The sequence below is a fragment of the Paracidovorax wautersii genome, assembly GCF_031453675.1.
Taxonomy (GTDB): Bacteria; Pseudomonadota; Gammaproteobacteria; order Burkholderiales; family Burkholderiaceae_C; genus Paracidovorax.
On sequence record NZ_JAVIZX010000001.1, the window covers coordinates 2735867 to 2758658 of the forward strand.

At 58.3% G+C, this 22792-nt stretch carries 16 protein-coding genes, 2 tRNA genes and 3 rRNA genes; all 21 read left to right on the forward strand.

All coding sequences use genetic code 11. The annotated features are described in order from the left end of the window. Window positions 1-17: 17 nt before the first annotated feature. The 21 genes from pilW (at window position 18) to QE399_RS12435 (ending at window position 22788) form a co-directional block, all read left to right on the forward strand. Window positions 18-851, forward strand: coding sequence for a type IV pilus biogenesis/stability protein PilW (gene pilW, locus QE399_RS12335; protein ID WP_309832068.1), 834 nt, complete (start codon window positions 18-20; stop codon window positions 849-851). Beyond that, entirely contained in the window at window positions 844-1776 is a 933-nt protein-coding gene (locus tag QE399_RS12340) for a helix-turn-helix domain-containing protein (protein WP_309829093.1), read from the forward strand. The genes pilW and QE399_RS12340 overlap by 8 nt, the downstream gene beginning before the upstream one ends. Further along, window positions 1777-3060: a flavodoxin-dependent (E)-4-hydroxy-3-methylbut-2-enyl-diphosphate synthase gene (ispG, locus tag QE399_RS12345; RefSeq protein WP_405043608.1), complete on the forward strand. Its 1284-nt coding sequence runs from the start codon at window positions 1777-1779 to the stop codon at window positions 3058-3060. It begins immediately after the preceding gene. Window positions 3061-3211: 151 nt separating this feature from the next. Further along, a complete protein-coding gene (gene hisS / locus QE399_RS12350) occupies window positions 3212-4477 on the forward strand; it encodes a histidine--tRNA ligase (RefSeq protein ID WP_309832072.1) in 1266 nt (421 codons plus the stop codon). Window positions 4478-4488: 11 nt separating this feature from the next. After that, window positions 4489-5169 (forward strand): YfgM family protein, encoded by a 681-nt coding sequence (locus tag QE399_RS12355; RefSeq protein ID WP_309829094.1) that lies wholly within the window; start codon window positions 4489-4491, stop codon window positions 5167-5169. A 23-nt stretch (window positions 5170-5192) separates the two neighbouring features. Further along, window positions 5193-6311, forward strand: coding sequence for an outer membrane protein assembly factor BamB (gene bamB, locus QE399_RS12360; protein WP_309832074.1), 1119 nt, complete (start codon window positions 5193-5195; stop codon window positions 6309-6311). A gap of 33 nt (window positions 6312-6344) precedes the next feature. Continuing rightward, the gene (der, locus tag QE399_RS12365; RefSeq protein ID WP_309829095.1) at window positions 6345-7688 is read left to right on the forward strand and encodes a ribosome biogenesis GTPase Der; all 1344 of its coding nucleotides are present in this window, start codon (window positions 6345-6347) and stop codon (window positions 7686-7688) included. 98 nt (window positions 7689-7786) lie between these two features. Beyond that, on the forward strand, window positions 7787-8041 hold the full coding sequence (gene hfq / locus QE399_RS12370) for an RNA chaperone Hfq (RefSeq protein ID WP_405043611.1): 255 nt from the start codon (window positions 7787-7789) through the stop codon (window positions 8039-8041). A gap of 60 nt (window positions 8042-8101) precedes the next feature. Then, window positions 8102-9280 carry a GTPase HflX gene (gene hflX / locus QE399_RS12375; RefSeq protein ID WP_309829097.1) on the forward strand — a complete coding sequence of 393 codons (1179 nt, stop codon included), beginning with the start codon at window positions 8102-8104 and terminating at the stop codon, window positions 9278-9280. Window positions 9281-9333: 53 nt separating this feature from the next. Beyond that, window positions 9334-10713 (forward strand): FtsH protease activity modulator HflK, encoded by a 1380-nt coding sequence (gene hflK / locus QE399_RS12380; protein ID WP_309829098.1) that lies wholly within the window; start codon window positions 9334-9336, stop codon window positions 10711-10713. Between the two features lie 9 nt (window positions 10714-10722). After that, window positions 10723-11619: a protease modulator HflC gene (hflC, locus tag QE399_RS12385; protein ID WP_309829099.1), complete on the forward strand. Its 897-nt coding sequence runs from the start codon at window positions 10723-10725 to the stop codon at window positions 11617-11619. A gap of 277 nt (window positions 11620-11896) precedes the next feature. Continuing rightward, window positions 11897-13045, forward strand: coding sequence for an ATP phosphoribosyltransferase regulatory subunit (locus tag QE399_RS12390; RefSeq protein ID WP_309829100.1), 1149 nt, complete (start codon window positions 11897-11899; stop codon window positions 13043-13045). A 27-nt stretch (window positions 13046-13072) separates the two neighbouring features. Beyond that, on the forward strand, window positions 13073-14449 hold the full coding sequence (locus QE399_RS12395; protein ID WP_309829101.1) for an adenylosuccinate synthase: 1377 nt from the start codon (window positions 13073-13075) through the stop codon (window positions 14447-14449). Between the two features lie 64 nt (window positions 14450-14513). Then, window positions 14514-15038: a phosphoribosyltransferase gene (locus tag QE399_RS12400; RefSeq protein ID WP_309829102.1), complete on the forward strand. Its 525-nt coding sequence runs from the start codon at window positions 14514-14516 to the stop codon at window positions 15036-15038. A 508-nt stretch (window positions 15039-15546) separates the two neighbouring features. Further along, window positions 15547-17075 (forward strand): 16S ribosomal RNA (locus QE399_RS12405). A 73-nt stretch (window positions 17076-17148) separates the two neighbouring features. Next, window positions 17149-17225 (forward strand) — tRNA-Ile (locus tag QE399_RS12410). Between the two features lie 27 nt (window positions 17226-17252). Beyond that, window positions 17253-17328: transfer RNA gene (locus QE399_RS12415), tRNA-Ala, on the forward strand. 348 nt (window positions 17329-17676) lie between these two features. After that, window positions 17677-20552: ribosomal RNA gene (locus QE399_RS12420) — 23S ribosomal RNA — on the forward strand. Between the two features lie 116 nt (window positions 20553-20668). Then, a 5S ribosomal RNA gene (gene rrf, locus QE399_RS12425) occupies window positions 20669-20781 on the forward strand. The 16S, 23S and 5S rRNA genes sit together here with 2 tRNA genes alongside, the layout of an rRNA operon. A gap of 152 nt (window positions 20782-20933) precedes the next feature. Further along, window positions 20934-21671, forward strand: coding sequence for a 16S rRNA pseudouridine(516) synthase (locus QE399_RS12430; RefSeq protein ID WP_309829103.1), 738 nt, complete (start codon window positions 20934-20936; stop codon window positions 21669-21671). Between the two features lie 211 nt (window positions 21672-21882). Then, window positions 21883-22788: a YncE family protein gene (locus tag QE399_RS12435; protein ID WP_309832076.1), complete on the forward strand. Its 906-nt coding sequence runs from the start codon at window positions 21883-21885 to the stop codon at window positions 22786-22788. The last annotated feature ends 4 nt before the right edge of the window (window positions 22789-22792 follow it).

The window sequence follows — 22792 nt, forward strand, 5'->3', positions numbered from 1 at the left end:
TGACACAAGGGGTTTGCATGGCGGAATGTGTGGCAGAACGGCTTGGCCGCGGACGTTGGATGGCCGCATGGTGCTTGGCGCTGGGTTGCATGGGAGCGCTGTCGGCGTGTGGCAACCTGCCGCGTGACGGTGCCGGTAGTGGTGGCGATGCCATGACGACGCCGTCCGATGAAACGGATGCGCGGCGCCGCGCCCGCATTCGGCTGGAGTTGGCGGCCGGGTACTTTCAGCGCGGCCAGACCACGGTCGCCCTGGACGAGGTCAAGCAGGTGCTCAACACCGACCCGTCCTATGCCGACGCCTACCATTTGCGCAGTCTGATCGACATGAGCCTCGGCGACCTGCCGAGTGCCGAGGACAACCTCCGCCGCGCCCAAAGCCTCCGGCCAAATGATCCGGACATCATGCACAACTATGGCTGGCTGCAATGTCAGCGCCAGCGATACGCAGAAGCCAACCAATGGTTCGAGCGCGCACTGGCGGTACCGACCTATGGCTCACGGAGCAAGACCTTGATGTCTCAGGGCATCTGCCATGACCGTGCGGGGCGCGCGGGCGATGCCGAGCAGACATTGCTCAGGTCGTACGAGCTGGATGCAGCCAATCCGATCGTCGGTTACCACCTCGCAGGGCTGGCGCTGCGTCGCGGCGACGCCAAGCGTGCGCAGTTCTACATTCGCCGGGTCAACAACGGCGAGTACTCGAATGCCGAGTCGCTGTGGCTGGGTATCAAGATCGAGCGTGCCCTGGGTGACACGGTGGCTATGCGACAACTGGGGGACCAGCTTCAAAAGCGCTTCCCTGATTCCAAGGAACTGCTCGCGTTAGAGCGGGGTGCGTTCAATGAGTGATTCGGTAATTCAAGGGGGCGCAGAAGAGGGCGCTCCGGCCAGTTCGTGGGCCACACCCGGCGGGCTCCTGCGGCAGGCGCGGCTTCATGCCGGGGTTCAGGTGGACACGTTGGCTGCGGCGTTGAAGGTGCCTGTGTACAAGCTGGAAGCGCTCGAAGAAGACCGCCTGGAAGTCTTTCCCGACGTGGTATTTGTTCGCGCACTGGCGTCCAGCATCTGTCGCACCTTGAAAGTCGATGCGACCCCCGTGCTGGAGCTGCTCCCGCAGGGCCAGGCGCCGCGCTTGTCTGCCGACAACGGAATCAATGCTTCATTCAAGGATGGACACGGTGCGAGGAAGGTCACCAGTGCCTCACTCGCTGGCGGTCCTTCCGGCCCACGCTGGATTCCGGCCGTGGTGGCCGTGCTGCTCTTGGCTGCGTTGGCTTTGGTGTTTTTGCCCCGTGGTCTGGAGTGGTGGCGTGGGTCGCAAGACGCTTCGGCTGTAGAGTCCTCCTCTTCGAGTGCAGGTGCTTTGCCCGCAGGGATGGTCGAAGAGCCTGCGGCAGCGCTCAGTGCTCTTGCGGCCGCCAGCGCTACGGCGGGCGGCGCGGACGCTACGGCAGCGCCTGTGGCAGCCCCGACGGGGGGGGTGAATGCCGAGGTCGCTGTGCCAACCCCCGTCGCGCCAGTGCCGGCGTTGGCTGGCGGCGAAGTGCTGGTGGTGCGTGCCCGGGGCGAAACCTGGGTTCAGATCCGCAACCTCGTGGGAGGCTCGTCTGTGCAGCGTGTGCTGCAGGCAGGCGACAGCCTGGTCGCCCAAGGTGAGCCGCCATGGGCGGTGGTGATCGGCAAGGCCGCCATGACTGATGTGTTGGTACGTGGAGAGCGTCTGGATTTGACGGCCATTGCGCGTGACAACGTTGCTCGTTTCGAGGTGAAGTAAATGGCTATGGACAACGCAGCCGTTCCCATCCCGCTGGCGGCACCGCAGGCCCGCAGAACCCGCCAAGCCCGCGTGGTGTGGGGCTCCCGGGTCGTCACGGTCGGGGGCGATGCTCCGATCCGGGTGCAGTCGATGACCAATACCGACACGGTGGATGCCATCGGCACTGCCATCCAGGTCAAGGAGTTGGCACAGGCAGGTTCGGAGTTCGTGCGCATCACGGTCAACACACCGGAGGCCGCTCAGGCAGTGCCCTATATCCGTGAGCAACTGGACCGCATGGGTGAGACGGTGCCGCTGGTGGGGGATTTCCATTACAACGGGCACCGCCTGCTGACGGAGTACCCGGACTGTGCACAGGCCCTGTCCAAGTACCGGATCAATCCAGGCAATGTGGGCAAAGGCGACAAGCGCGACAAGCAGTTCGGGCAGATGATCGAAGCTGCGGTCCGGTGGGACAAGGCGGTTCGGATTGGCGTGAACTGGGGCAGCCTCGACCAAGATCTGTTGGCCGGGCTGATGGATACCAACAGCCGTCGCGCCCAGCCCTGGGATCCTCGCCAGGTCATGTACGAAGCTTTGATCACCTCGGCGATCGAATCGGCCCGGCGGGCCGAAGAGATGGGGCTGAACGGCGACCAAATCATCCTGTCGTGCAAGGTCAGCGGGGTGCAGGATCTGATCGCCGTGTACCGCGAGTTGTCCCGACGCTGCGATTACGCGCTGCACCTCGGATTGACCGAAGCTGGCATGGGTACCAAGGGCACCGTGGCCTCTGCTGCGGCCCTTTCGGTGCTGCTGCAGGAGGGCATCGGAGACACGATCCGCGTGTCGTTGACGCCCCAGCCGGGGGAGGCTCGAACCCAGGAGGTCGTAGTCGCCACGGAAATTCTCCAGGCCATGGGTTTCCGGTCCTTCGTGCCCAGCGTCACCGCCTGTCCGGGATGTGGGCGTACGACCAGCACGACATTCCAGGAGCTTGCCAAGCAGATCGACGATCATCTGCGCTCGCAGATGCCGGTCTGGCGTGTGCGTTACCCCGGCGTCGAGAAGATCAAGGTTGCAGTCATGGGCTGCATTGTCAACGGCCCTGGCGAGAGCAAGCACGCCGACATTGGCATTAGCCTGCCAGGAACCGGGGAGGCGCCAGCCGCCCCGGTCTTCATTGACGGTGAGAAAGCGATGACATTGCGCGGCGACAATATCGCGCAAGAGTTCCATCGGGTGGTCGAAGAGTACATCGACCGGCGCTTCGGTGCAGCCACCGTGCTCCGGTCTGCCTGAGCCTTTGCCGCGTCTTCTGCGCTCTTGCCCAGAGGCCTCCTCGTAGAGGTTCTGGTGGTTTCCCAATTTCTAATTCAATGCTGCCAACGCTGTGAGCAACCTTAACAACACCCCCGGCAACAAGGCGCAAAAAGTCGCCGCCGTCAAGGGCATGAACGACATCCTTCCTCCGGACTCTGCGCGCTGGGAGTGGCTGGAGGACAAGGTCCGGCGCCTGATGGCTCAGTACGCCTATCGGAACATGCGCACGCCGATCGTGGAGCCCACGGCGCTCTTCGTGCGCGGACTCGGCGAAGTGACGGACATCGTCGAAAAGGAGATGTATTCCTTTGAGGACCGTCTCAACGGCGAGCAGCTTACGCTCAGGCCTGAAGCCACTGCCGGTGTGGTGCGGGCCGTCGTCGAACACTCCATGCTCTACGACGGTGGCAAGCGGCTTTATTACATGGGCCCGATGTTTCGCCATGAGCGCCCCCAACGTGGCCGCTACCGGCAGTTCCACCAGATCGGCGCGGAGGCGCTGGGCTTCCCGGGGGCCGAGGCGGATGCCGAGCTGATCCTGTTGGCGACCGCCCTCTGGAGGGAACTGGGTCTGCAGGATGTCCGCCTGGAGCTCAACAGTCTGGGGCAGCCTGCCGAGCGCAAAGCCCACCGTGCGGCCCTGATCGGGTATCTGGAGCAGCGCACCGACCAACTCGACGAAGAAGCGCGTCGTCGGCTGCACAGCAATCCGTTGCGCATTCTGGATACCAAGAACCCTGGCATGCAGGCCCTAGTGGAGGCCGCACCGAAGCTGATCGACTTCCTCGGGGAGGAGTCGTTGCGCCATTTCGACCGGGTCAAAGCGATCCTGGACGCGAACGGTGTCGCCTGGTGGGTCAATCCCCGGCTGGTGCGGGGCATGGATTACTACAACCTCACGGTCTTCGAATTCGTGACCGACCGGTTGGGCTCGCAGGGCACCATTTGCGGCGGTGGGCGATATGACTACCTGATTGAGCAGATCGGTGGCAAGCCGGCGCCGGCGGTGGGCTGGGCGCTGGGCGTCGAGCGCGTCCTTGAACTGATCAAGGAGCAGGAGGCGTCTGCTCCCGATGTAGCGGCAGATGCGTACGCCATAGTGCCCGAGGCGGATACGGTGCCCCAGGTGATGGCTGTACTTCAGCAATTGCGCAGTTGTGGCGTGAGCGTACAGATGCACGCGCCGACCACTTCCGGCGACGGCATGGGCAGCATGAAGTCCCAATTCAAGAAGGCGGACGCCAGCGGCTGCCGCTACGCGCTGATTTTCGGCGCAGACGAGCTGGGCCGCGGTGCAGTGACCGTCAAGGCGCTGCGGGATGGCGAAGGCGGACAGGTGGAGCGTCCCCTGGATGCCGTTGCACAGTGGGCAGGGTCCCTACAATCGGCCCGATAACTGGATTAATCATGGCAAACCATCTCGACCTTGAAGAACAAGAGCAAATCGACCAGCTCAAGCATTTCTGGAATACCTGGGGCACGCTGATCAGCGTCGTGGTCATTGTGGTGTGCGGGGCTGTCGCGGCCTGGAATGGCTACAAGTACTGGCAGAACCGCCAAGCCGTGCAGGCAGCTGTGCTTGCCGAAGCGGTCGAGTCGGCTGAGCGTGCTGGAGACAAGGGCCGGGTGGAGCAGGCCTGGAGTGATTTGTCTGGCAAGTACGGCTCCACGGTGCAGGCAGGTCAGTCCGGCCTGGCGGTCGCGAAGTTCTGGAGCAACGCCGGCAATCCCGATGCAGCCAAGGCTGCGTTGGGCTGGGTGGCGGACAAATCATCGGACGACGGGTTGAAAGCGCTCGCCAAGCTCCGTCTTTCCAGTCTGCTGATGGAGCAAAAGGCGTATGACGAGGCGCTGGCCCAACTCGGTGGGAGCTTCCCCGCCGAGTTCGAGGCGGTGGTCGCGGACCGCAAGGGAGACCTGTTGACGCTCAAAGGTAGCAACCAAGACGCGATTGCAGAATACCAGCGAGCTTACAAGGCCTTTGATCCTCGGACGGACTACCGCCGCCTGGTGGAGATCAAGTTGAATGCGCTGGGCGCGAAGCCACAAGTCGTTGCCTCCGCTGAACTGACCAAGGAAGTCAAGTGAATACAACGCACAAGTCCCGTTGGATGGCGTCGGGTAGCGCGCTGGTGTGTGCCGCTTTGTTGGCTGGGTGTTCTTTGTGGGGCGGTCCCGCCAAGCCGAAGCCGGCCGATCTGGGGCCGAACGTGGCTGTACTAGGCGTCAAGCAGGCCTGGACTGCCAAGATTGGCTCGACGGCCAACTTGCCTTTGGATGTGCGGGTGGTGGGCAATGCCGTGTTTCTGGCATCCGCAGACGGGACCGTTGCATCTATCGACTCACGCACAGGGGGCGACATTTGGCGCACGGCCTTGAACGTGCCGCTGTCTGCAGGTGTCGGCAGCGATGGCAAGTGGGCTGCCGTAGTCTCCACGAAGAATGACATCATCGTGCTGTCCGACGGCCGTGAATTGTGGCGCAAGCCCCTGCAGGCCCGTGCGTATACCGCACCTTTGGTGGCCGGCAACCGTGTCTTCGTACTGGCAGCAGACCGGTCCGTGTCTGCCTATGACGCCGCGACGGGGCAACGCCTGTGGCTGCAGCAGCGTCCCGGCGAGCCGCTGATCCTCAGCCAGAGCGGTGTGCTGATGGCCGTGGGCGACACGTTGGTGGCAGGCCAGGCGGGCCGCTTGGTGGGCTTCAGTCCGGATACCGGCGCTGTGCGTTGGGAGGCGCCTTTGGCCAGCCCACGGGGTACGAATGATGTGGAGCGCTTGGTAGAGATGGTCGGACGCACGAGCCGTGTCGGCGACAGCGTCTGCGCACGGGCATTCCAGGCATCGGTCGGTTGTATCAATGCCGCGCGTGGCACGGTTGCGTGGACGCAGCCGGCAAGTGGCGCAGAAGGCGTCCATGGGGATGGAGAGTGGCTCTTCGGCACGGAAAGCAACGGAACCATTATCGCGTGGAAGCGCGCCGATGGCGCCAAAGCCTGGACTTCCGAGCGCTTGCAGTACCGCAAGCTGACTGCGCCGCTCCTGCTGGGACGGTCCATCGTTGTCGGGGATGATTCTGGTCTCGTCCATCTGCTGTCACGCGACGATGGCGCTCCGCTCAACCGCCTGACTACCGACGGCTCTGGCATCGCCGTCGCGCCCGCCGCGGCGGCGGAAACCCTGATCGTGGTCACCCGCAACGGTGGCGTGTACGGCTTCCGTCCCGATTGATGGCGACCAACGCAAAGTAGAACAAGGTCTGGAATGAAACCGGTCATCGCTCTGGTGGGGCGCCCCAACGTGGGGAAATCCACACTCTTTAACCGTCTCACGAAGACGCGCGATGCCATCGTGGCGGACTTTGCTGGCCTGACCCGGGACCGACACTACGGTAACGGGAAGCAAGGCAAACACGAATACATCGTGATCGACACGGGGGGCTTCGAGCCTGACGCATCCACGGGTATTTATCGGGAGATGGCCAAGCAAACGCAGCAGGCCGTTGCTGAAGCAGACGTCGTGATCTTCGTGGTTGACGCACGGGCGGGATTGTCTTCGCAAGACCATGACATCGCGAAGTATCTGCGCCGCCTCGGCAAACCCTGCGTGCTTGTCGGCAACAAGGCAGAGGGCATGCGTGAAGGCGTGCAACTCGCCGAATTCTACGAATTGGGTCTCGGCGAGGTGTACCCGATTTCCGCAGCACATGGACAGGGTATCCGCGGCTTGGTGGAACTCGCGCTCGAGCCGTTGCAGTTGCCTGAGCCAGATGATTCAGATGAAGATGCAGCGAGTGGCATCGTCCGCCTCGCGGTAGCGGGGCGGCCCAACGTGGGTAAGTCAACCCTCATCAACACCTGGCTCGGTGAGGAACGTCTGGTGGCGTTTGATATGCCGGGCACGACGCGGGACGCTATCTCGGTGCCCTTCGAGCGGCAGGGGCAGAAGTTCGAACTGATCGATACCGCGGGGCTGCGGCGTAAGGGCAAGGTTTTTGAGGCGATCGAAAAGTTCTCGGTAGTGAAAACCCTGCAGGCCATCGAATCGGCAAACGTTGTGCTGTTGCTGCTTGACGCCACGCAGGGCGTTACAGATCAGGATGCGCACATCGCGGGCTACGTGCTGGAAAGCGGCCGTGCAGTCGTGCTGGCGGTGAACAAATGGGATGCGGTGGATGATTACGGTCGCCAGATGCTGGAGCGGTCCATCGAAACCCGGCTGTCATTTCTGAAGTTTGCCTCGCTCCATTTCATCTCCGCCAAGAAGCGGCAGGGCCTCGGCCCGTTGTGGACGTCGATTGTTCAGGCCCACAAGGCTGCGACTTGCAAGATGTCTACGCCGGTACTTACGCGTCTTTTGCTTGAAGCGGTTCAGTTCCAGAGTCCCAAGCGCGCCGGCATGTTCCGTCCCAAGATGCGTTACGCGCACCAGGGGGGCATGAATCCACCGGTGATCGTGATCCATGGAAACTCGCTGGAGCATGTCACTGATGCCTACAAACGGTTCCTGGAGGGGCGTTTCCGCAAGGAGTTCAATTTAGTGGGGACGCCGCTTCGGATCGAAATGAAGACCTCCCAGAATCCGTTCGCGGACAAGGAAGACGCTTAGCCGCCCACTCGGTACGTCAATAGGCTTTTGCCTTTCACGGCTTAATTGCTGTGGTAAGGTGGTGGTTTACAACAACATTCTTGAACACGGAGAATATCGTGAGCAACAAAGGCCAACTTCTGCAAGACCCGTTCCTGAACGCGCTGCGCCGCGAACACGTGCCGGTTTCTATCTATCTGGTCAATGGCATCAAGTTGCAAGGCCAGATCGAATCCTTCGATCAGTATGTGGTGCTCCTGCGTAATACGGTCACCCAGATGGTCTACAAACACGCCATCTCGACCATCGTTCCCGGCAGGGCCGTCAATTTCTCGACCGGTGATTCGGCTGATACCGAGGCAAGCAACGCCTGATCCGGGTCCTACGGGGCGCCCTCCCGGGCGCTCCGGTAGCGCACACACAGGTGGGCCGCTTTGAATTCTCCTTTTTCTGCAGAGCCGCCAGCGGCGCCAGTGCTGCTGGTAGGCGTTGACTTTGGGTTGCCCCACTTCGACGCCGACTTGGAAGAGTTGGGTCTGCTCGCGCAAACGGCTGGCCTGGAACCAGTTGCTCGGCTGACATGTAAGCGTAAGGCGCCCGACGCTGCCTTGTTTGTGGGCAGTGGCAAAGCGGATGAAATCCGCACCTTGGCACATATGCATGGTGCCAGGGAGGTTCTGTTTGACCAGGCGCTCAGCCCGGCCCAGCAGCGGAACCTTGAGCGTCACATCGAACTGCCGGTCAACGATCGTACTCTCCTCATCCTAGAAATCTTTGCTCAGCGTGCACGCAGTCACGAAGGGAAGCTGCAGGTTGAGTTGGCCAAGCTGCAGTATGTCAGCACGCGGCTGGTCCGTCGCTGGACCCACTTGGAACGCCAGCGAGGGGGCATTGGGGCCCGCGGCGGCCCCGGTGAAACCCAGATCGAACTGGACCGGCGCATGATTGGTGAGGCGATCAAGCGTACGAGAGAGCGCCTGCTCAAGGTCAAACGGCAGCGAGCCACTCAGCGGCGTCAGCGAGAGCGTCGCGACACTTTCAATATCTCCTTGGTTGGCTACACCAACGCAGGCAAATCGACGTTGTTCAACGCCATGGTCAAAGCCAGGGCGTATGCCGCCGACCAACTGTTTGCGACGCTGGACACCACCACGCGGCAACTGTATTTGGAGGAGGCGGGGCGCTCCGTTTCACTATCAGATACGGTGGGCTTTATTCGTGACCTACCGCATGGGTTGGTCGACGCTTTTCAAGCCACGCTCCAGGAAGCTATCGATGCTGACTTGCTGTTGCATGTCGTGGATGCTTCCAATCCTGATTATTCGGAGCAAATTGCGCAAGTGCAGCGCGTGCTGCACGAGATCGGCGCGAGCGATGTGCCTCAACTGCTGGTCTTCAACAAGCTGGACATGCTGGCGAGTGAAGCCCGGCCTGCGGTAGAGCAGGACACGTACGATCTGGAAGGCAGGCAGATTCCTCGTATTTTTGTGAGTGCCCAAGCAGGGCTGGGCCTGTCGGCGTTGCGTCAGCACCTGGCGGCAACCGTTATGGCTGCTGCGGGAGTGACCATGACCCCTGGCGGCGCTGCTGAATTGTCAGATGACCGTGACTGACTTGGGCACAATGCCCATGGCTCGAATGTCTTCAGAGATCAGAGAATTTCCGCATGAATCTTCATAACCGCGCCTCCCGTTGGGCTGTCTTGCCCAGCCGAATCCGGGGGATGTTCAATTTGAATGATCCCCGCTGGGGTCGAGGCGATGACGCGAACGAGGGCAGAAACTCCTCGGACCCGGAGCGCCCCCCGACATCAGGCGGTCCTCAAGGCAACCGTAGGCGCGACCCTGGTCCCGGAGGGCAGCCTCCGGACCTCGACGAGTTGTGGCGTGATCTGAACCGCAAGCTTGGAGGGCTCTTCGGCGGCAAGAATGGTGGTGGCCGTGGTCCGACCGGTGGTGGCGGTGGTTTCCAACCCGACATGAAAAATGCGGGCGTCGGCGTGGGACTGATCGCCGCGATAGCCCTTTTGATCTGGCTGGCGACGGGCTTTTTCATCGTTCAAGAAGGCCAGCAAGCCGTCATCACGCAATTCGGCAAGTACAAAAGTACGGTCAACGCGGGCTTCAACTGGCGCTTGCCTTATCCCATCCAGCGGCATGAGTTGGTGTTCGTGACGCAGATCCGTTCCGCTGACGTGGGCCGAGACAGCGTAATCAAGAGCACGGGGCTGCGTGAATCCGCGATGCTGACCGAGGACGAGAATATCGTCGAGATCAAGTTTGCGGTGCAGTACCGACTGAGTGACGCGCGCGCGTGGCTTTTTGAAAGCCGCAACCCCGCTGAAGCCGTGGTTCAGGCTGCTGAAACGGCCGTGCGTGAAGTGGTCGGCAAGATGCGCATGGACACCGCGCTGGCCGAGGAACGGGATCAGATCGCACCGCGGGTTCGCACCTTGATGCAGACGATTCTCGACCGCTACAACGTGGGCGTTGAAGTGGTAGGCATCAACCTGCAGCAGGGGGGAGTGCGGCCGCCGGAGCAGGTGCAGGCCGCATTCGATGACGTGCTGAAGGCAGGCCAAGAGCGGGAGCGGGCGAAGAATGAGGCACAGGCGTATGCCAATGACGTGGTTCCCCGCGCTGTGGGCTCTGCTTCACGCCTCACGGAAGAGGCTGCTGCGTACAAGGCCAGGATCGTCGCCCAGGCCCAGGGCGATGCACAACGGTTCAGTGCCGTCCTGGCCGAGTACCAAAAGGCCCCTCAGGTGACCCGAGACCGAATGTACTTGGAGTCCATGCAGCAGATTTACACCAATGTGACCAAGGTGCTGGTGGAGTCGCGCCAAGGCTCCAACCTGCTGTACCTGCCGCTGGACAAGATTATGCAAAACGTGTCCCAGGGTGGGGCAACTGCCCCCACCACTGGAGCGGCGCTTGAAACGCCGCCAGCCACCAGTTCGAGCTTGCCGCCGGCAGCGTCGTCTCAGTTTTCCGGTGATGCGCGTGCGCGCGACAGCAGCCGCACGCGTGAGCGTGAGTCCCGTTAGGAGTGCATCGTGAATAGAGTTGGATTTATCGCCTCCTCGGTCCTTGTCGTTCTGGCGCTTCTGAGCTCCATGCTGTTTGTCGTTGATCAACGGCAGTTCGGCGTGGTCTATGCGTTGGGCCAGATCAAGGAAGTGATCACAGAGCCGGGGCTGAATTTCAAGTTGCCGCCACCTTTCCAAAATGTGCGCTACATCGACAAGCGGCTGCTGACGCTGGACAGTTCCGACACCGAGTCCATGCTGACAGCTGAAAAGCAGCGAGTGGTCATCGATTGGTATGTGCGCTGGCGCATCTCCGACCCGTCGGAGTACATCAGGAACGTCGGCCTCGATGAGAACGCGGGTGCTCTGCAGCTCAATCGCGTGGTACGCAATGCCTTCCAGGAAGAAGTGAATCGCCGTACGGTGAAGGAACTGCTATCGCTCAAACGCGATGCACTGATGTCGGATGTGAAGCGCGAGGTGCTGGAGGTCGTCCGAGGGGCCAAGCCCTGGGGCGTGGATATCGTGGACGTGCGCATCACGCGCGTTGATTACGTGGAAGCCATTACCGAATCTGTGTACCGGCGTATGCAGGCCGAACGTCAGCGGGTGGCTAACGAGTTGCGCTCCACCGGGGCCGCGGAGGGAGAGAAGATCCGGGCCGATGCTGATCGCCAGCGAGAGATCACGATCGCCAACGCTTATCGTGATGCTCAGAAGATCAAGGGCGAGGGTGATGCGGAAGCGGCTCGTGTCTACGCCGAGGCATTTGGCCGTGATCCGCAATTTGCGCAGTTCTATCGCAGCTTGGAAGCCTACAAGTCGAGCTTCAACAAGAAGAGCGATGTGATGGTATTGGACCCTTCCAGTTCGGAGTTTTTCAAAGCATTCCGTGGCGGTGCTCCTGCGTCGGGACGCCCTTGATCCATCTCCGATAAGGGTGATAGCAGAGAGCCGATAGGTCGCACAGGGCCCGCTGCTGATAGTCGAGGGGCTTCTGCCCCTCCTTTCGCCGATGGCTAGGCGGATCTTGGGTCGCCCGACTGTCGTAGCTTCGGTACGGCCAGATGCGCTCCCATGCTTTGGCGAGGTTGGTGTCCGGCCTTTTCGGTTAAGCCTCTTCCCAGCCTGACACCTGCCGCAGGGAGCTTCGGTATGCCATGCCGGTAGAATCACGTTTTTAACAGCCTCCCCACTTCTCATGTCTGCCTGGGTCCTCCCGGATCACATTGCCGATGTTTTGCCTTCCGAGGCTCGGCATATTGAAGAATTGCGTCGCGGGCTCCTGGATACGGCGCGCGGTTATGGATACGAGCTGGTCATGCCGCCGATGCTGGAACATCTGGAGTCGCTTTTGACGGGTACCGGCGAGGCGCTCGATCTCCAGACCTTCAAGCTGGTGGATCAATTGTCTGGCCGCTCCATGGGGCTGCGAGCAGACACGACCCAGCAGGTTGCCCGCATCGATGCCCATCTGCTCAATCGCGTGGGGATCACGCGACTGTGTTACTGCGGCCCTGTTCTGCACACTCGCCCTGATCGGCCGCATGCCACCAGGGAGCCGCTGCAGTTCGGCGCGGAGATCTATGGGCACGCCGGAATAGAGGCAGACTTGGAGGCCGTGACGCTGGCTCTGGAGTGCCTTCGGGTCGCTGAAGTCAAGCAGCCCATCGTCGACCTTGCGGATGTGCGCATCGTGCGCAGCCTTCTGGCGGATGCGGCGGCGGATTGGCCAATGCTGAACCGAATCCACGCAGCCCTCGCTGCCAAGGATGCGAGTGAACTGCGCGCGTTGACCCGGAAATTTCCCGCCACATCCAGAAATGGGCTGGCGGCGTTGTTGACGCTGTATGGCGACGTCTCTGTGCTCGACGAAGCGGAGATAGCGCTGAAGGATGTACCCGGAGTGCCCGCTGTGTTGGCCTCCTTGCGATCGATCGCCAGCCGGATTGTTGCTGCTGATGTGTCTGTTGATTTGGCAGACCTGCGAGGCTACGCGTACTACAGCGGAGCCAAGTTCAGCGTTTATTCGGACGGCGCTGCGGATGCACTGGTGCGTGGTGGCCGGTATGACGAGGTGGGTGCCGTTTTTGGCCGCACCCGTCCTGCTGCTGGATTCAGCCTGGACATCAAGCAGTTGGTCGCTGTCGTCGGGCCCCGTCCGCTCAAGGCCGCCATTCGGGCCCCTTGGAATGATGTTTCCGACGTGAATGCGGCGGTGGCTGCATTGCGCCGGCAGGGTGAAACGGTCGTATGCGTTCTTCCCGGTCACGAGAGCGAAGTGGATGAATTTCACTGTGATCGGGAGCTCGCCTTCGTCGAGGGGCGCTGGATAGTCCAGCCCCTGTGAGATTTTGACAATTTAATCGAATTTGACATGAACGCAACCAAAGGTCGTAACGTAGTTGTCGTCGGTACCCAGTGGGGCGACGAAGGTAAGGGCAAACTGGTGGACTGGCTTACCGAAAGCGCGCAGGGGGTGGTGCGTTTTCAGGGAGGGCACAACGCTGGTCATACGTTGGTCATCAACGGCGTCAAGACGGCGCTGCATCTGATTCCTAGTGGCATCATGCGACCAGGCGTGAAGTGCTACATCGGCAACGGCGTGGTGCTGTCCGCAGCCAAGCTTTTCGAGGAGATCGAAGGTTTGGAGAAGGCCGGTGTCGAGGTGCGTTCGCGACTGCGCATCAGTGAAGCCTGTCCACTAATCCTGCCTTTCCATGCAGCATTGGATGTTGCCCGTGAAGCTGCTCGCGAGCATGGCGGTGCTGAGAAGATCGGCACAACCGGTCGCGGTATCGGGCCCGCGTACGAAGACAAAATTGCCCGCCGTGCACTACGCGTTCAGGATCTCAAGTACCCAGACCGTTTTGCAGCGAAGCTGCGCGAACTACTGGCTTTGCATAACCACGTCCTGAGTTCTTTCCTCGGGTCCAACAGCTTTGTCTTCGGAGACGCTCTCAAGCCCTACATCCAAGACGGCCTCGTCCAGTTCGACGCGGTGTACGACGAGGCCATGCGCCACGCCGAATTGCTGAAGCCGATGATGGCCGATGTCTCCCGTGAGCTGAACGAGGCCCACATCGCGGGCGCCAACTTGCTGTTCGAGGGTGCGCAGGGCACGCTGCTGGATGTGGACCATGGCACATATCCATATGTGACCTCCAGCAACTGCGTTGCGGGTAACGCGGCTGCGGGCTCGGGCGTAGGCCCTGGGATGTTGCATTACATCCTGGGCATTACGAAGGCCTATTGCACCCGTGTGGGCGGGGGGCCATTCCCCACTGAATTGGATTGGGAAACCCCTGGTACGCCTGGATATCACATGAGCACGGTAGGGGCGGAGAAGGGTGTGACCACGGGTCGGAGCCGCCGCTGTGGTTGGTTCGACGCCGCATTGCTCAAACGCAGCGCCCAGGTCAACGGGCTTTCCGGCCTGTGCATCACCAAGCTCGACGTGCTTGATGGGCTCGACGAACTCCTGCTGTGCACGGGATACGAACTCGATGGGGAAAAGATTGACCTGTTGCCCATGGGAGCAGAGGAGATCGCGCGTTGCGTTCCTATCTATGAGTCGATCCCCGGCTGGAGCGACTCTACCGTTGGAGTAACGCGCTACGACTCGCTGCCTGCCAATGCCCAGAAGTATCTCGAACGTATTGAACAGGTGACGGGCGTGCCGATCGCCATGATTTCCACCAGCCCAGACCGTGATCACACGATCATGATGCATCACCCCTACGCGGCTGGCTGAGCGTGGCAATGGCCGGGCGTTGGCATGTCCGACCCCGTGTCTTTTTCGAATCAGGAGCTATTGAATGTTGACGGAAGACGGCAAGCATCTGTATGTGAGCTATGACGAATACCACAGCCTCATCGAGAAGCTGGCGCTCAAGGTGCATCAGTCGGGGTGGGAGTTCGATACCATCCTTTGCTTGGCTCGAGGAGGTCTGCGTCCAGGGGACATCCTCAGCCGAATCTTTGACAAGCCGCTGGCCATCATGTCCACGAGCTCCTACCGTGCGGAAGCAGGAACGGTGCAGGGGCATCTCGACATCGCTCGCTTCATCACGACCCCCAAGGGCGAAATTGCAGGCCGGGTCTTGCTCGTGGACGATCTGGCTGACTCCGGGCATACGCTGAATGCAGTGATCGCTATGCTCAAGACCAACTACTCACCCATCACTCAGTTGCGTAGTGCGGTGATTTGGACCAAAGGGTTGTCCACCTTCACGCCAGACTATTCGGTAGAGTTCCTGCCGACCAACCCTTGGATCCATCAGCCCTTCGAAGGCTACGACAGCCTCAGCCCTGACAAGTTGCTGGAAAAGTGGAGAGTCTGAAGATCTAATTCGCAGTCTTAGACATAGTCGGCCGGCGGTTGAAAGAATTTTCAACAATCGGCCGCAACCGCGAAAAATAGTGGTTATACTAGCGGGCTTGGCAGCACAGAGAAGTTCTTAGGAATCTCTGGGGTGTTGAGAAAAAAGGTTGGTTTTGAGTTGTGATCGGATGGAAATTCGATGTAGAATTCAAGGCTTCGCTGCTGAGACGGGTTGCTAATGTGATCGGTTGATGTGAAAGGCGAAAGACCTTAAAGTTTGACAGGACTTTAAAACTTGTGCTAGAATTCAAGGCTCTGCTGATTGCAGCAAAGCAAGAAAACAAAGAAGAAATTCTCTGGTTTCGGTTCCTTAAAAATATACAGCCGATAAGCGTGGGCGTTTGAAGGCGAGTGCCAAGTTCTTCGGAACTAGTGCTTAGCACTACAAATGCTCATGAGAATAGAAGTGAAGTTCACTTCAATTCCGTTTTTATGAGTGAAGTCGAAAGACTTTAAATTTCAAGATCGAACTGTAGAGTTTGATCCTGGCTCAGATTGAACGCTGGCGGCATGCCTTACACATGCAAGTCGAACGGTAACAGGTCTTCGGATGCTGACGAGTGGCGAACGGGTGAGTAATACATCGGAACGTGCCCGATCGTGGGGGATAACGGAGCGAAAGCTTTGCTAATACCGCATACGATCTACGGATGAAAGCAGGGGACCGCAAGGCCTTGCGCGGACGGAGCGGCCGATGGCAGATTAGGTAGTTGGTGGGATAAAAGCTTACCAAGCCGACGATCTGTAGCTGGTCTGAGAGGACGACCAGCCACACTGGGACTGAGACACGGCCCAGACTCCTACGGGAGGCAGCAGTGGGGAATTTTGGACAATGGGCGAAAGCCTGATCCAGCCATGCCGCGTGCAGGATGAAGGCCTTCGGGTTGTAAACTGCTTTTGTACGGAACGAAAAGCCTCTTTCTAATAAAGAGAGGTCATGACGGTACCGTAAGAATAAGCACCGGCTAACTACGTGCCAGCAGCCGCGGTAATACGTAGGGTGCAAGCGTTAATCGGAATTACTGGGCGTAAAGCGTGCGCAGGCGGTGATGTAAGACAGATGTGAAATCCCCGGGCTCAACCTGGGAACTGCATTTGTGACTGCATCGCTGGAGTGCGGCAGAGGGGGATGGAATTCCGCGTGTAGCAGTGAAATGCGTAGATATGCGGAGGAACACCGATGGCGAAGGCAATCCCCTGGGCCTGCACTGACGCTCATGCACGAAAGCGTGGGGAGCAAACAGGATTAGATACCCTGGTAGTCCACGCCCTAAACGATGTCAACTGGTTGTTGGGTCTTCACTGACTCAGTAACGAAGCTAACGCGTGAAGTTGACCGCCTGGGGAGTACGGCCGCAAGGTTGAAACTCAAAGGAATTGACGGGGACCCGCACAAGCGGTGGATGATGTGGTTTAATTCGATGCAACGCGAAAAACCTTACCCACCTTTGACATGTACGGAATTTTCCAGAGATGGATTAGTGCTCGAAAGAGAACCGTAACACAGGTGCTGCATGGCTGTCGTCAGCTCGTGTCGTGAGATGTTGGGTTAAGTCCCGCAACGAGCGCAACCCTTGCCATTAGTTGCTACGAAAGGGCACTCTAATGGGACTGCCGGTGACAAACCGGAGGAAGGTGGGGATGACGTCAAGTCCTCATGGCCCTTATAGGTGGGGCTACACACGTCATACAATGGCTGGTACAGAGGGTTGCCAACCCGCGAGGGGGAGCTAATCCCATAAAGCCAGTCGTAGTCCGGATCGCAGTCTGCAACTCGACTGCGTGAAGTCGGAATCGCTAGTAATCGCGGATCAGAATGTCGCGGTGAATACGTTCCCGGGTCTTGTACACACCGCCCGTCACACCATGGGAGCGGGTTCTGCCAGAAGTAGGTAGCCTAACCGTAAGGAGGGCGCTTACCACGGCAGGGTTCGTGACTGGGGTGAAGTCGTAACAAGGTAGCCGTATCGGAAGGTGCGGCTGGATCACCTCCTTTCTGGAAAACAGCGCTCAAATTTGAACGCCCACACTTATCGGTTGTTGGAAGAGACGTCGGGAAACCGGCGAATGGGTCTGTAGCTCAGCTGGTTAGAGCACCGTCTTGATAAGGCGGGGGTCGTTGGTTCGAGCCCAACTAGACCCACCATCACTTCCATAGACAGTGAGGATCACTGGGGGATTAGCTCAGCTGGGAGAGCACCTGCTTTGCAAGCAGGGGGTCGTCGGTTCGATCCCGTCATCCTCCACCAATCAATCGGAAATCTAAGCAACACCAAAGCGGCTTCGCAAGAGGCCTCTTTGTTGTTGGACGAGATTACTCGGACCAATCGGCTGTTCTTTAAAAATTCATAGAGTCGAATCAGCGTTGCTGATGGAAACTGCACATTCGTAAAGGTTTAGTGCAGACCGTGCCATCAGCAACATAAATTTGATTGCGTCAAAACGAACGAACTTTGTTTGTTCAAGTAATGACGAATCGTTCTCTAGGTAGCAATACCGAAGAAACATTCACATTACGGCATAACGCGCGAGGTGAAAGACCTCGCAAGTCCTTGAAAGAAAACGGAGGCGTCTCGCAAGAGAGGTCAAAGTTATAGGGTCAAGTGACTAAGAGCATGTGGTGGATGCCTTGGCGATGATAGGCGACGAAAGACGTGAAAGCCTGCGATAAGCTTCGGGGAGCTGGCAAATAAGCTTTGATCCGGAGATTTCTGAATGGGGAAACCCACCCTTCGGGGTATCGTTAACTGAATACATAGGTTAACGAGGCGAACCGGGTGAACTGAAACATCTCAGTAGCTCGAGGAAAAGACATCAACCGAGATTCCGAAAGTAGTGGCGAGCGAAATCGGAAGAGCCTTCTAGTGATAGCACGACTGTTAGCAAAGCGGAATGGAAAGTCCGGCCATAGTGGGTGATAGCCCCGTATGCGAAAACAGACGTGTGGTACTAAGTTAGAGAAAAGTAGGGCGGGGCACGAGAAACCCTGTCTGAATATGGGGGGACCATCCTCCAAGGCTAAATACTCATCATCGACCGATAGTGAACCAGTACCGTGAGGGAAAGGCGAAAAGAACCCCGGGAGGGGAGTGAAATAGATCCTGAAACCGCATGCTTACAAAAAGTAGGAGCCCGCAAGGGTGACTGCGTACCTTTTGTATAATGGGTCAGCGACTTACATTCAGTGGCAAGGTTAACCGAATAGGGAAGCCGTAGAGAAATCGAGTCCGAATAGGGCGTTCAGTCGCTGGGTGTAGACCCGAAACCAAGTGATCTATCCATGGCCAGGATGAAGGTGCCGTAACAGGTACTGGAGGTCCGAACCGACTAGTGTTGCAAAACTAGCGGATGAGCTGTGGATAGGGGTGAAAGGCTAAACAAACTTGGAAATAGCTGGTTCTCTCCGAAAACTATTTAGGTAGTGCCTCAAGTATTACCGTCGGGGGTAGAGCACTGTTTTGGCTAGGGGGTCATGGCGACTTACCAAACCAAGGCAAACTCCGAATACCGACGAGTACAGCTTGGGAGACAGAGCACCGGGTGCTAACGTCCGGACTCAAGAGGGAAACAACCCAGACCGCCAGCTAAGGTCCCTAAAATTGGCTAAGTGGGAAACGAAGTGGGAAGGCTAAAACAGTCAGGATGTTGGCTTAGAAGCAGCCATCATTTAAAGAAAGCGTAATAGCTCACTGATCGAGTCGTCCTGCGCGGAAGATGTAACGGGGCTAAGCCAGTTACCGAAGCTGCGGATGTGCAATTTATTGCACGTGGTAGGAGAGCGTTCTGTAAGCCTGTGAAGGTGTCTGGTGACGGATGCTGGAGGTATCAGAAGTGCGAATGCTGACATGAGTAGCGTTAAAGGGGGTGAAAAGCCCCCTCGCCGTAAGCGCAAGGTTTTCTACGCAACGTTCATCGGCGTAGAGTGAGTCGGCCCCTAAGGCGAGGCAGAGATGCGTAGCTGATGGGAAACAGGTCAATATTCCTGTACCGATCAATAGTGCGATGTGGGGACGGAGAAGGTTAGCTCAGCCAACTGTTGGATATGTTGGTTCAAGCCTGTAGTCGTGCCCGGTAGGCAAATCCGCCGGGCTTAGATGAGGGGTGATAACGAGTCTGCTTGCAGACGAAGTGAGTGATACCCTGCTTCCAGGAAAAGCCACTAAGCTTCAGCTATTGACGACCGTACCGCAAACCGACACTGGTGCGCGAGATGAGTATTCTAAGGCGCTTGAGAGAACTCAGGAGAAGGAACTCGGCAAATTGATACCGTAACTTCGGGAGAAGGTATGCCCCTAGTAAGTGAAGTTGTACAAACGGAGCTAAACGGGGTTGCAAAAAATCGGTGGCTGCGACTGTTTAATAAAAACACAGCACTCTGCAAACACGAAAGTGGACGTATAGGGTGTGACGCCTGCCCGGTGCTGGAAGATTAAATGATGGGGTGCAAGCTCTTGATTGAAGTCCCAGTAAACGGCGGCCGTAACTATAACGGTCCTAAGGTAGCGAAATTCCTTGTCGGGTAAGTTCCGACCTGCACGAATGGCGTAACGATGGCCACACTGTCTCCTCCTGAGACTCAGCGAAGTTGAAATGTTTGTGATGATGCAATCTCCCCGCGGAAAGACGGAAAGACCCCATGAACCTTTACTGTAGCTTTGTATTGGACTTTGAACAGATCTGTGTAGGATAGGTGGGAGGCTTTGAAGTGAGGACGCTAGTTCTCATGGAGCCAACGTTGAAATACCACCCTGGTGTGTTTGAGGTTCTAACCTAGGTCCCTTATCGGGATCGGGGACAGTGCATGGTAGGCAGTTTGACTGGGGCGGTCTCCTCCCAAAGCGTAACGGAGGAGTTCGAAGGTACGCTAGTTACGGTCGGACATCGTGACGATAGTGCAATGGCATAAGCGTGCTTAACTGCGAGACTGACAAGTCGAGCAGATGCGAAAGCAGGACATAGTGATCCGGTGGTTCTGTATGGAAGGGCCATCGCTCAACGGATAAAAGGTACTCTGGGGATAACAGGCTGATACCGCCCAAGAGTTCATATCGACGGCGGTGTTTGGCACCTCGATGTCGGCTCATCTCATCCTGGGGCTGTAGCCGGTCCCAAGGGTATGGCTGTTCGCCATTTAAAGAGGTACGTGAGCTGGGTTTAAAACGTCGTGAGACAGTTTGGTCCCTATCTTCCGTGGGCGCTGCAGATTTGAGGAAGCCTGCTCCTAGTACGAGAGGACCGGAGTGGACACACCTCTGGTGTATCGGTTGTCACGCCAGTGGCATTGCCGAGTAGCTAAGTGTGGAAGAGATAACCGCTGAAAGCATCTAAGCGGGAAACTCGTTTCAAGATGAGATCTGCCGGGGCCTTGAGCCCCCTAAAGAGTCGTTCAAGACCAGGACGTTGATAGGTCAGGTGTGGAAGCGCAGTAATGCGTTAAGCTAACTGATACTAATTGCTCGTGCGGCTTGACCCTATAACTTTGACGACACCGTCAAGGTTGTTATGCCAAGTGACGCAATCAAAAATTACATGCTGATTTAGCTCTGTGAATTCGTTGTCTTGACCCAGTCAAGGCAGCAACAAGTTATGCCTGATGACCATAGCAAGTTGGTACCACTCCTTCCCATCCCGAACAGGACAGTGAAACGACTTTGCGCCGATGATAGTGCGGGTTCCCGTGTGAAAGTAGGTCATCGTCAGGCTCTTACAGCCCAAACCGCCCTTCTGCTCTAACGAGTAGAAGGGCGTTTTGCTTTGTGGTGACAGAATTGTTTGGGTAGACGCCCATTGTTAACTTCAATGGATACCAGCTCAACGTAGCAGCTTTTCTGCTTTTCGCCTCTGGATCTGCACGATGCAATTGCAAGACATTCTTTATTCGCAGGGCTTCGGGACGCGACGTGTCTGCGCAGGCCTGATTCAACAGGGTTTTGTTGCCGTCTGTCCGAGTGGAGCTACTCAGTTTTCCTTGGTGTTGGATGCTGCCGCGAATATTCCGGAGGCTGGCTTGCGTTTTCAAGTCCAGGGGGGGCTTTGGCGATACTGTACCAAGGCATATCTTGTTTTGAACAAGCCGGCTGGCACCGAGTGCTCGCAGAAACCTTCGACCTATCCGAGCATCTATACCTTGCTACCCGCCCCGTTGCGGCAACGCCCCAGTAAAAGTGCGGTGGCAGGAGTTCAGGCGGTCGGGCGACTGGATCAAGATACGACAGGTATGCTGTTGTTGAGTGACGATGGGCAGTTTCTGCACAGAATGACGTCACCCAAAAAGCATGTCCCAAAGGTGTATCAGGTCACCACCAAGCATGCGATCGATGCCGACCAAATTCGGTTGCTGATCGACGGGGTAGTGCTAGATGACGATTCGGCGCCAGTACGGGCGGCGGCTTGCGTGCAAACTGGAGAGCGGTCTATCGATCTGACGCTCACTGAAGGTAAGTACCATCAGGTCAAGCGCATGGTGGCCGCGGCTGGAAACCGGGTCGAGGCACTGCATCGGTCACAGATCGGCCACATGCGGCTCCCCTCTGACTTGAAGCCTGGGCAGTGGCGTTGGCTGGAGGATGAAGAACTCGCGCTGCTCAGATGATGCCGGAGATGGTCGAGTAGGGCCCCCAGGGGAGGGTCAACGCTGCTCCTCCCTGTAGCGTTTAAGTGGGGTTTGGCTGGGAGTCGTGAACCGCGATGCCAGCTTGTATGGCGTTTTTGGAGGCTCTTTGAATTCTCTGATCAGCAAGTGGGTGCGTTCGGCTCTGTTGTGTGGAGTTGCGGTGGTTGCGAGCGTTGGCGCGCGTGCAGGCATGCCGCCAGTGTTCGTGCTGAACTCGCTGGATGCCGACATCAGTGTCATCAATCCTGAGACGTGGACCGAGACCGCCCGAATTCCGACCGGAAAAGAGCCTCACCACATGTACCTGACCCCCGACGAGAAGTCGTTGGTAGTGGCCAATGCGCTGGCAGATACATTGACATTCGTGGACCCTAGGACGGCACAGGTGCAGCGAACGGTACGGGGCATCTTGGATCCGTACCACCTGCGCTTTTCGCCCGATATGAAATGGCTGGTCATTGCGGCCAACCGCTTGAACCATGTAGATTTTTATCGATGGGATGGCCAGAACCTCACCCTTGCGCAGAGAGTGGCGACCGGCAAGACCCCGAGCCATTTGTGGGTCGACAGCCAGAGCCGCACCGTCTACTCCACTATGCAGGACAGCGACGAACTGGTCGCCATCGATATCGCCACTCAAAAGATCAAATGGCGGATCAAGACGGGGGCCATGCCGGCGGATGTCTACGGCAGCAGCGACGACAAGCAGTTGTTCGTCGGACTCACGGGAAGCGACAGCGTGGAGGTGTTCGATGTTTCAGGCACTGAACCCCGCAGTGTCCAGCGAATCAAGACCGGAGCCGGGGCCCATGCGTTTCGGGCCACCGGTGATGGCAAGCATCTGTTCGTCAGCAACCGCGTGGCCAACACCATCAGCAAGATCAACATGCACACCCGCCAGGTCGTGGACGTCTACCCGGCGCCGGGTGGGCCGGATTGCATGGATGTCTCTCCTGATGGACGCTGGATTTATGTGACGGCCCGATGGGCGCGCAAGTTGCTGGTGATCGACACCCAGGAACGCAAGGTCGCCCACAAGGTCAGTGTAGGGAAGTCGCCGCACGGCGTCTGGACGCTGCAACACGCAGCACGGTAGAGAG

Coding starts and splice junctions, on each gene's coding strand:
- pilW (WP_309832068.1), top strand. CDS start 18: ATGGCGGAATGTGTGGCAGAACGGCTTGGCCGCGGACGTTGGATGGCC.
- QE399_RS12340 (WP_309829093.1), top strand. CDS start 844: ATGAGTGATTCGGTAATTCAAGGGGGCGCAGAAGAGGGCGCTCCGGCC.
- ispG (WP_405043608.1), top strand. CDS start 1,777: ATGGCTATGGACAACGCAGCCGTTCCCATCCCGCTGGCGGCACCGCAG.
- hisS (WP_309832072.1), top strand. CDS start 3,212: ATGAACGACATCCTTCCTCCGGACTCTGCGCGCTGGGAGTGGCTGGAG.
- QE399_RS12355 (WP_309829094.1), top strand. CDS start 4,489: ATGGCAAACCATCTCGACCTTGAAGAACAAGAGCAAATCGACCAGCTC.
- bamB (WP_309832074.1), top strand. CDS start 5,193: ATGGCGTCGGGTAGCGCGCTGGTGTGTGCCGCTTTGTTGGCTGGGTGT.
- der (WP_309829095.1), top strand. CDS start 6,345: ATGAAACCGGTCATCGCTCTGGTGGGGCGCCCCAACGTGGGGAAATCC.
- hflK (WP_309829098.1), top strand. CDS start 9,334: ATGAATCTTCATAACCGCGCCTCCCGTTGGGCTGTCTTGCCCAGCCGA.
- QE399_RS12390 (WP_309829100.1), top strand. CDS start 11,897: ATGTCTGCCTGGGTCCTCCCGGATCACATTGCCGATGTTTTGCCTTCC.
- QE399_RS12395 (WP_309829101.1), top strand. CDS start 13,073: ATGAACGCAACCAAAGGTCGTAACGTAGTTGTCGTCGGTACCCAGTGG.
- QE399_RS12400 (WP_309829102.1), top strand. CDS start 14,514: ATGTTGACGGAAGACGGCAAGCATCTGTATGTGAGCTATGACGAATAC.
- QE399_RS12430 (WP_309829103.1), top strand. CDS start 20,934: ATGCAATTGCAAGACATTCTTTATTCGCAGGGCTTCGGGACGCGACGT.
- QE399_RS12435 (WP_309832076.1), top strand. CDS start 21,883: ATGCCGCCAGTGTTCGTGCTGAACTCGCTGGATGCCGACATCAGTGTC.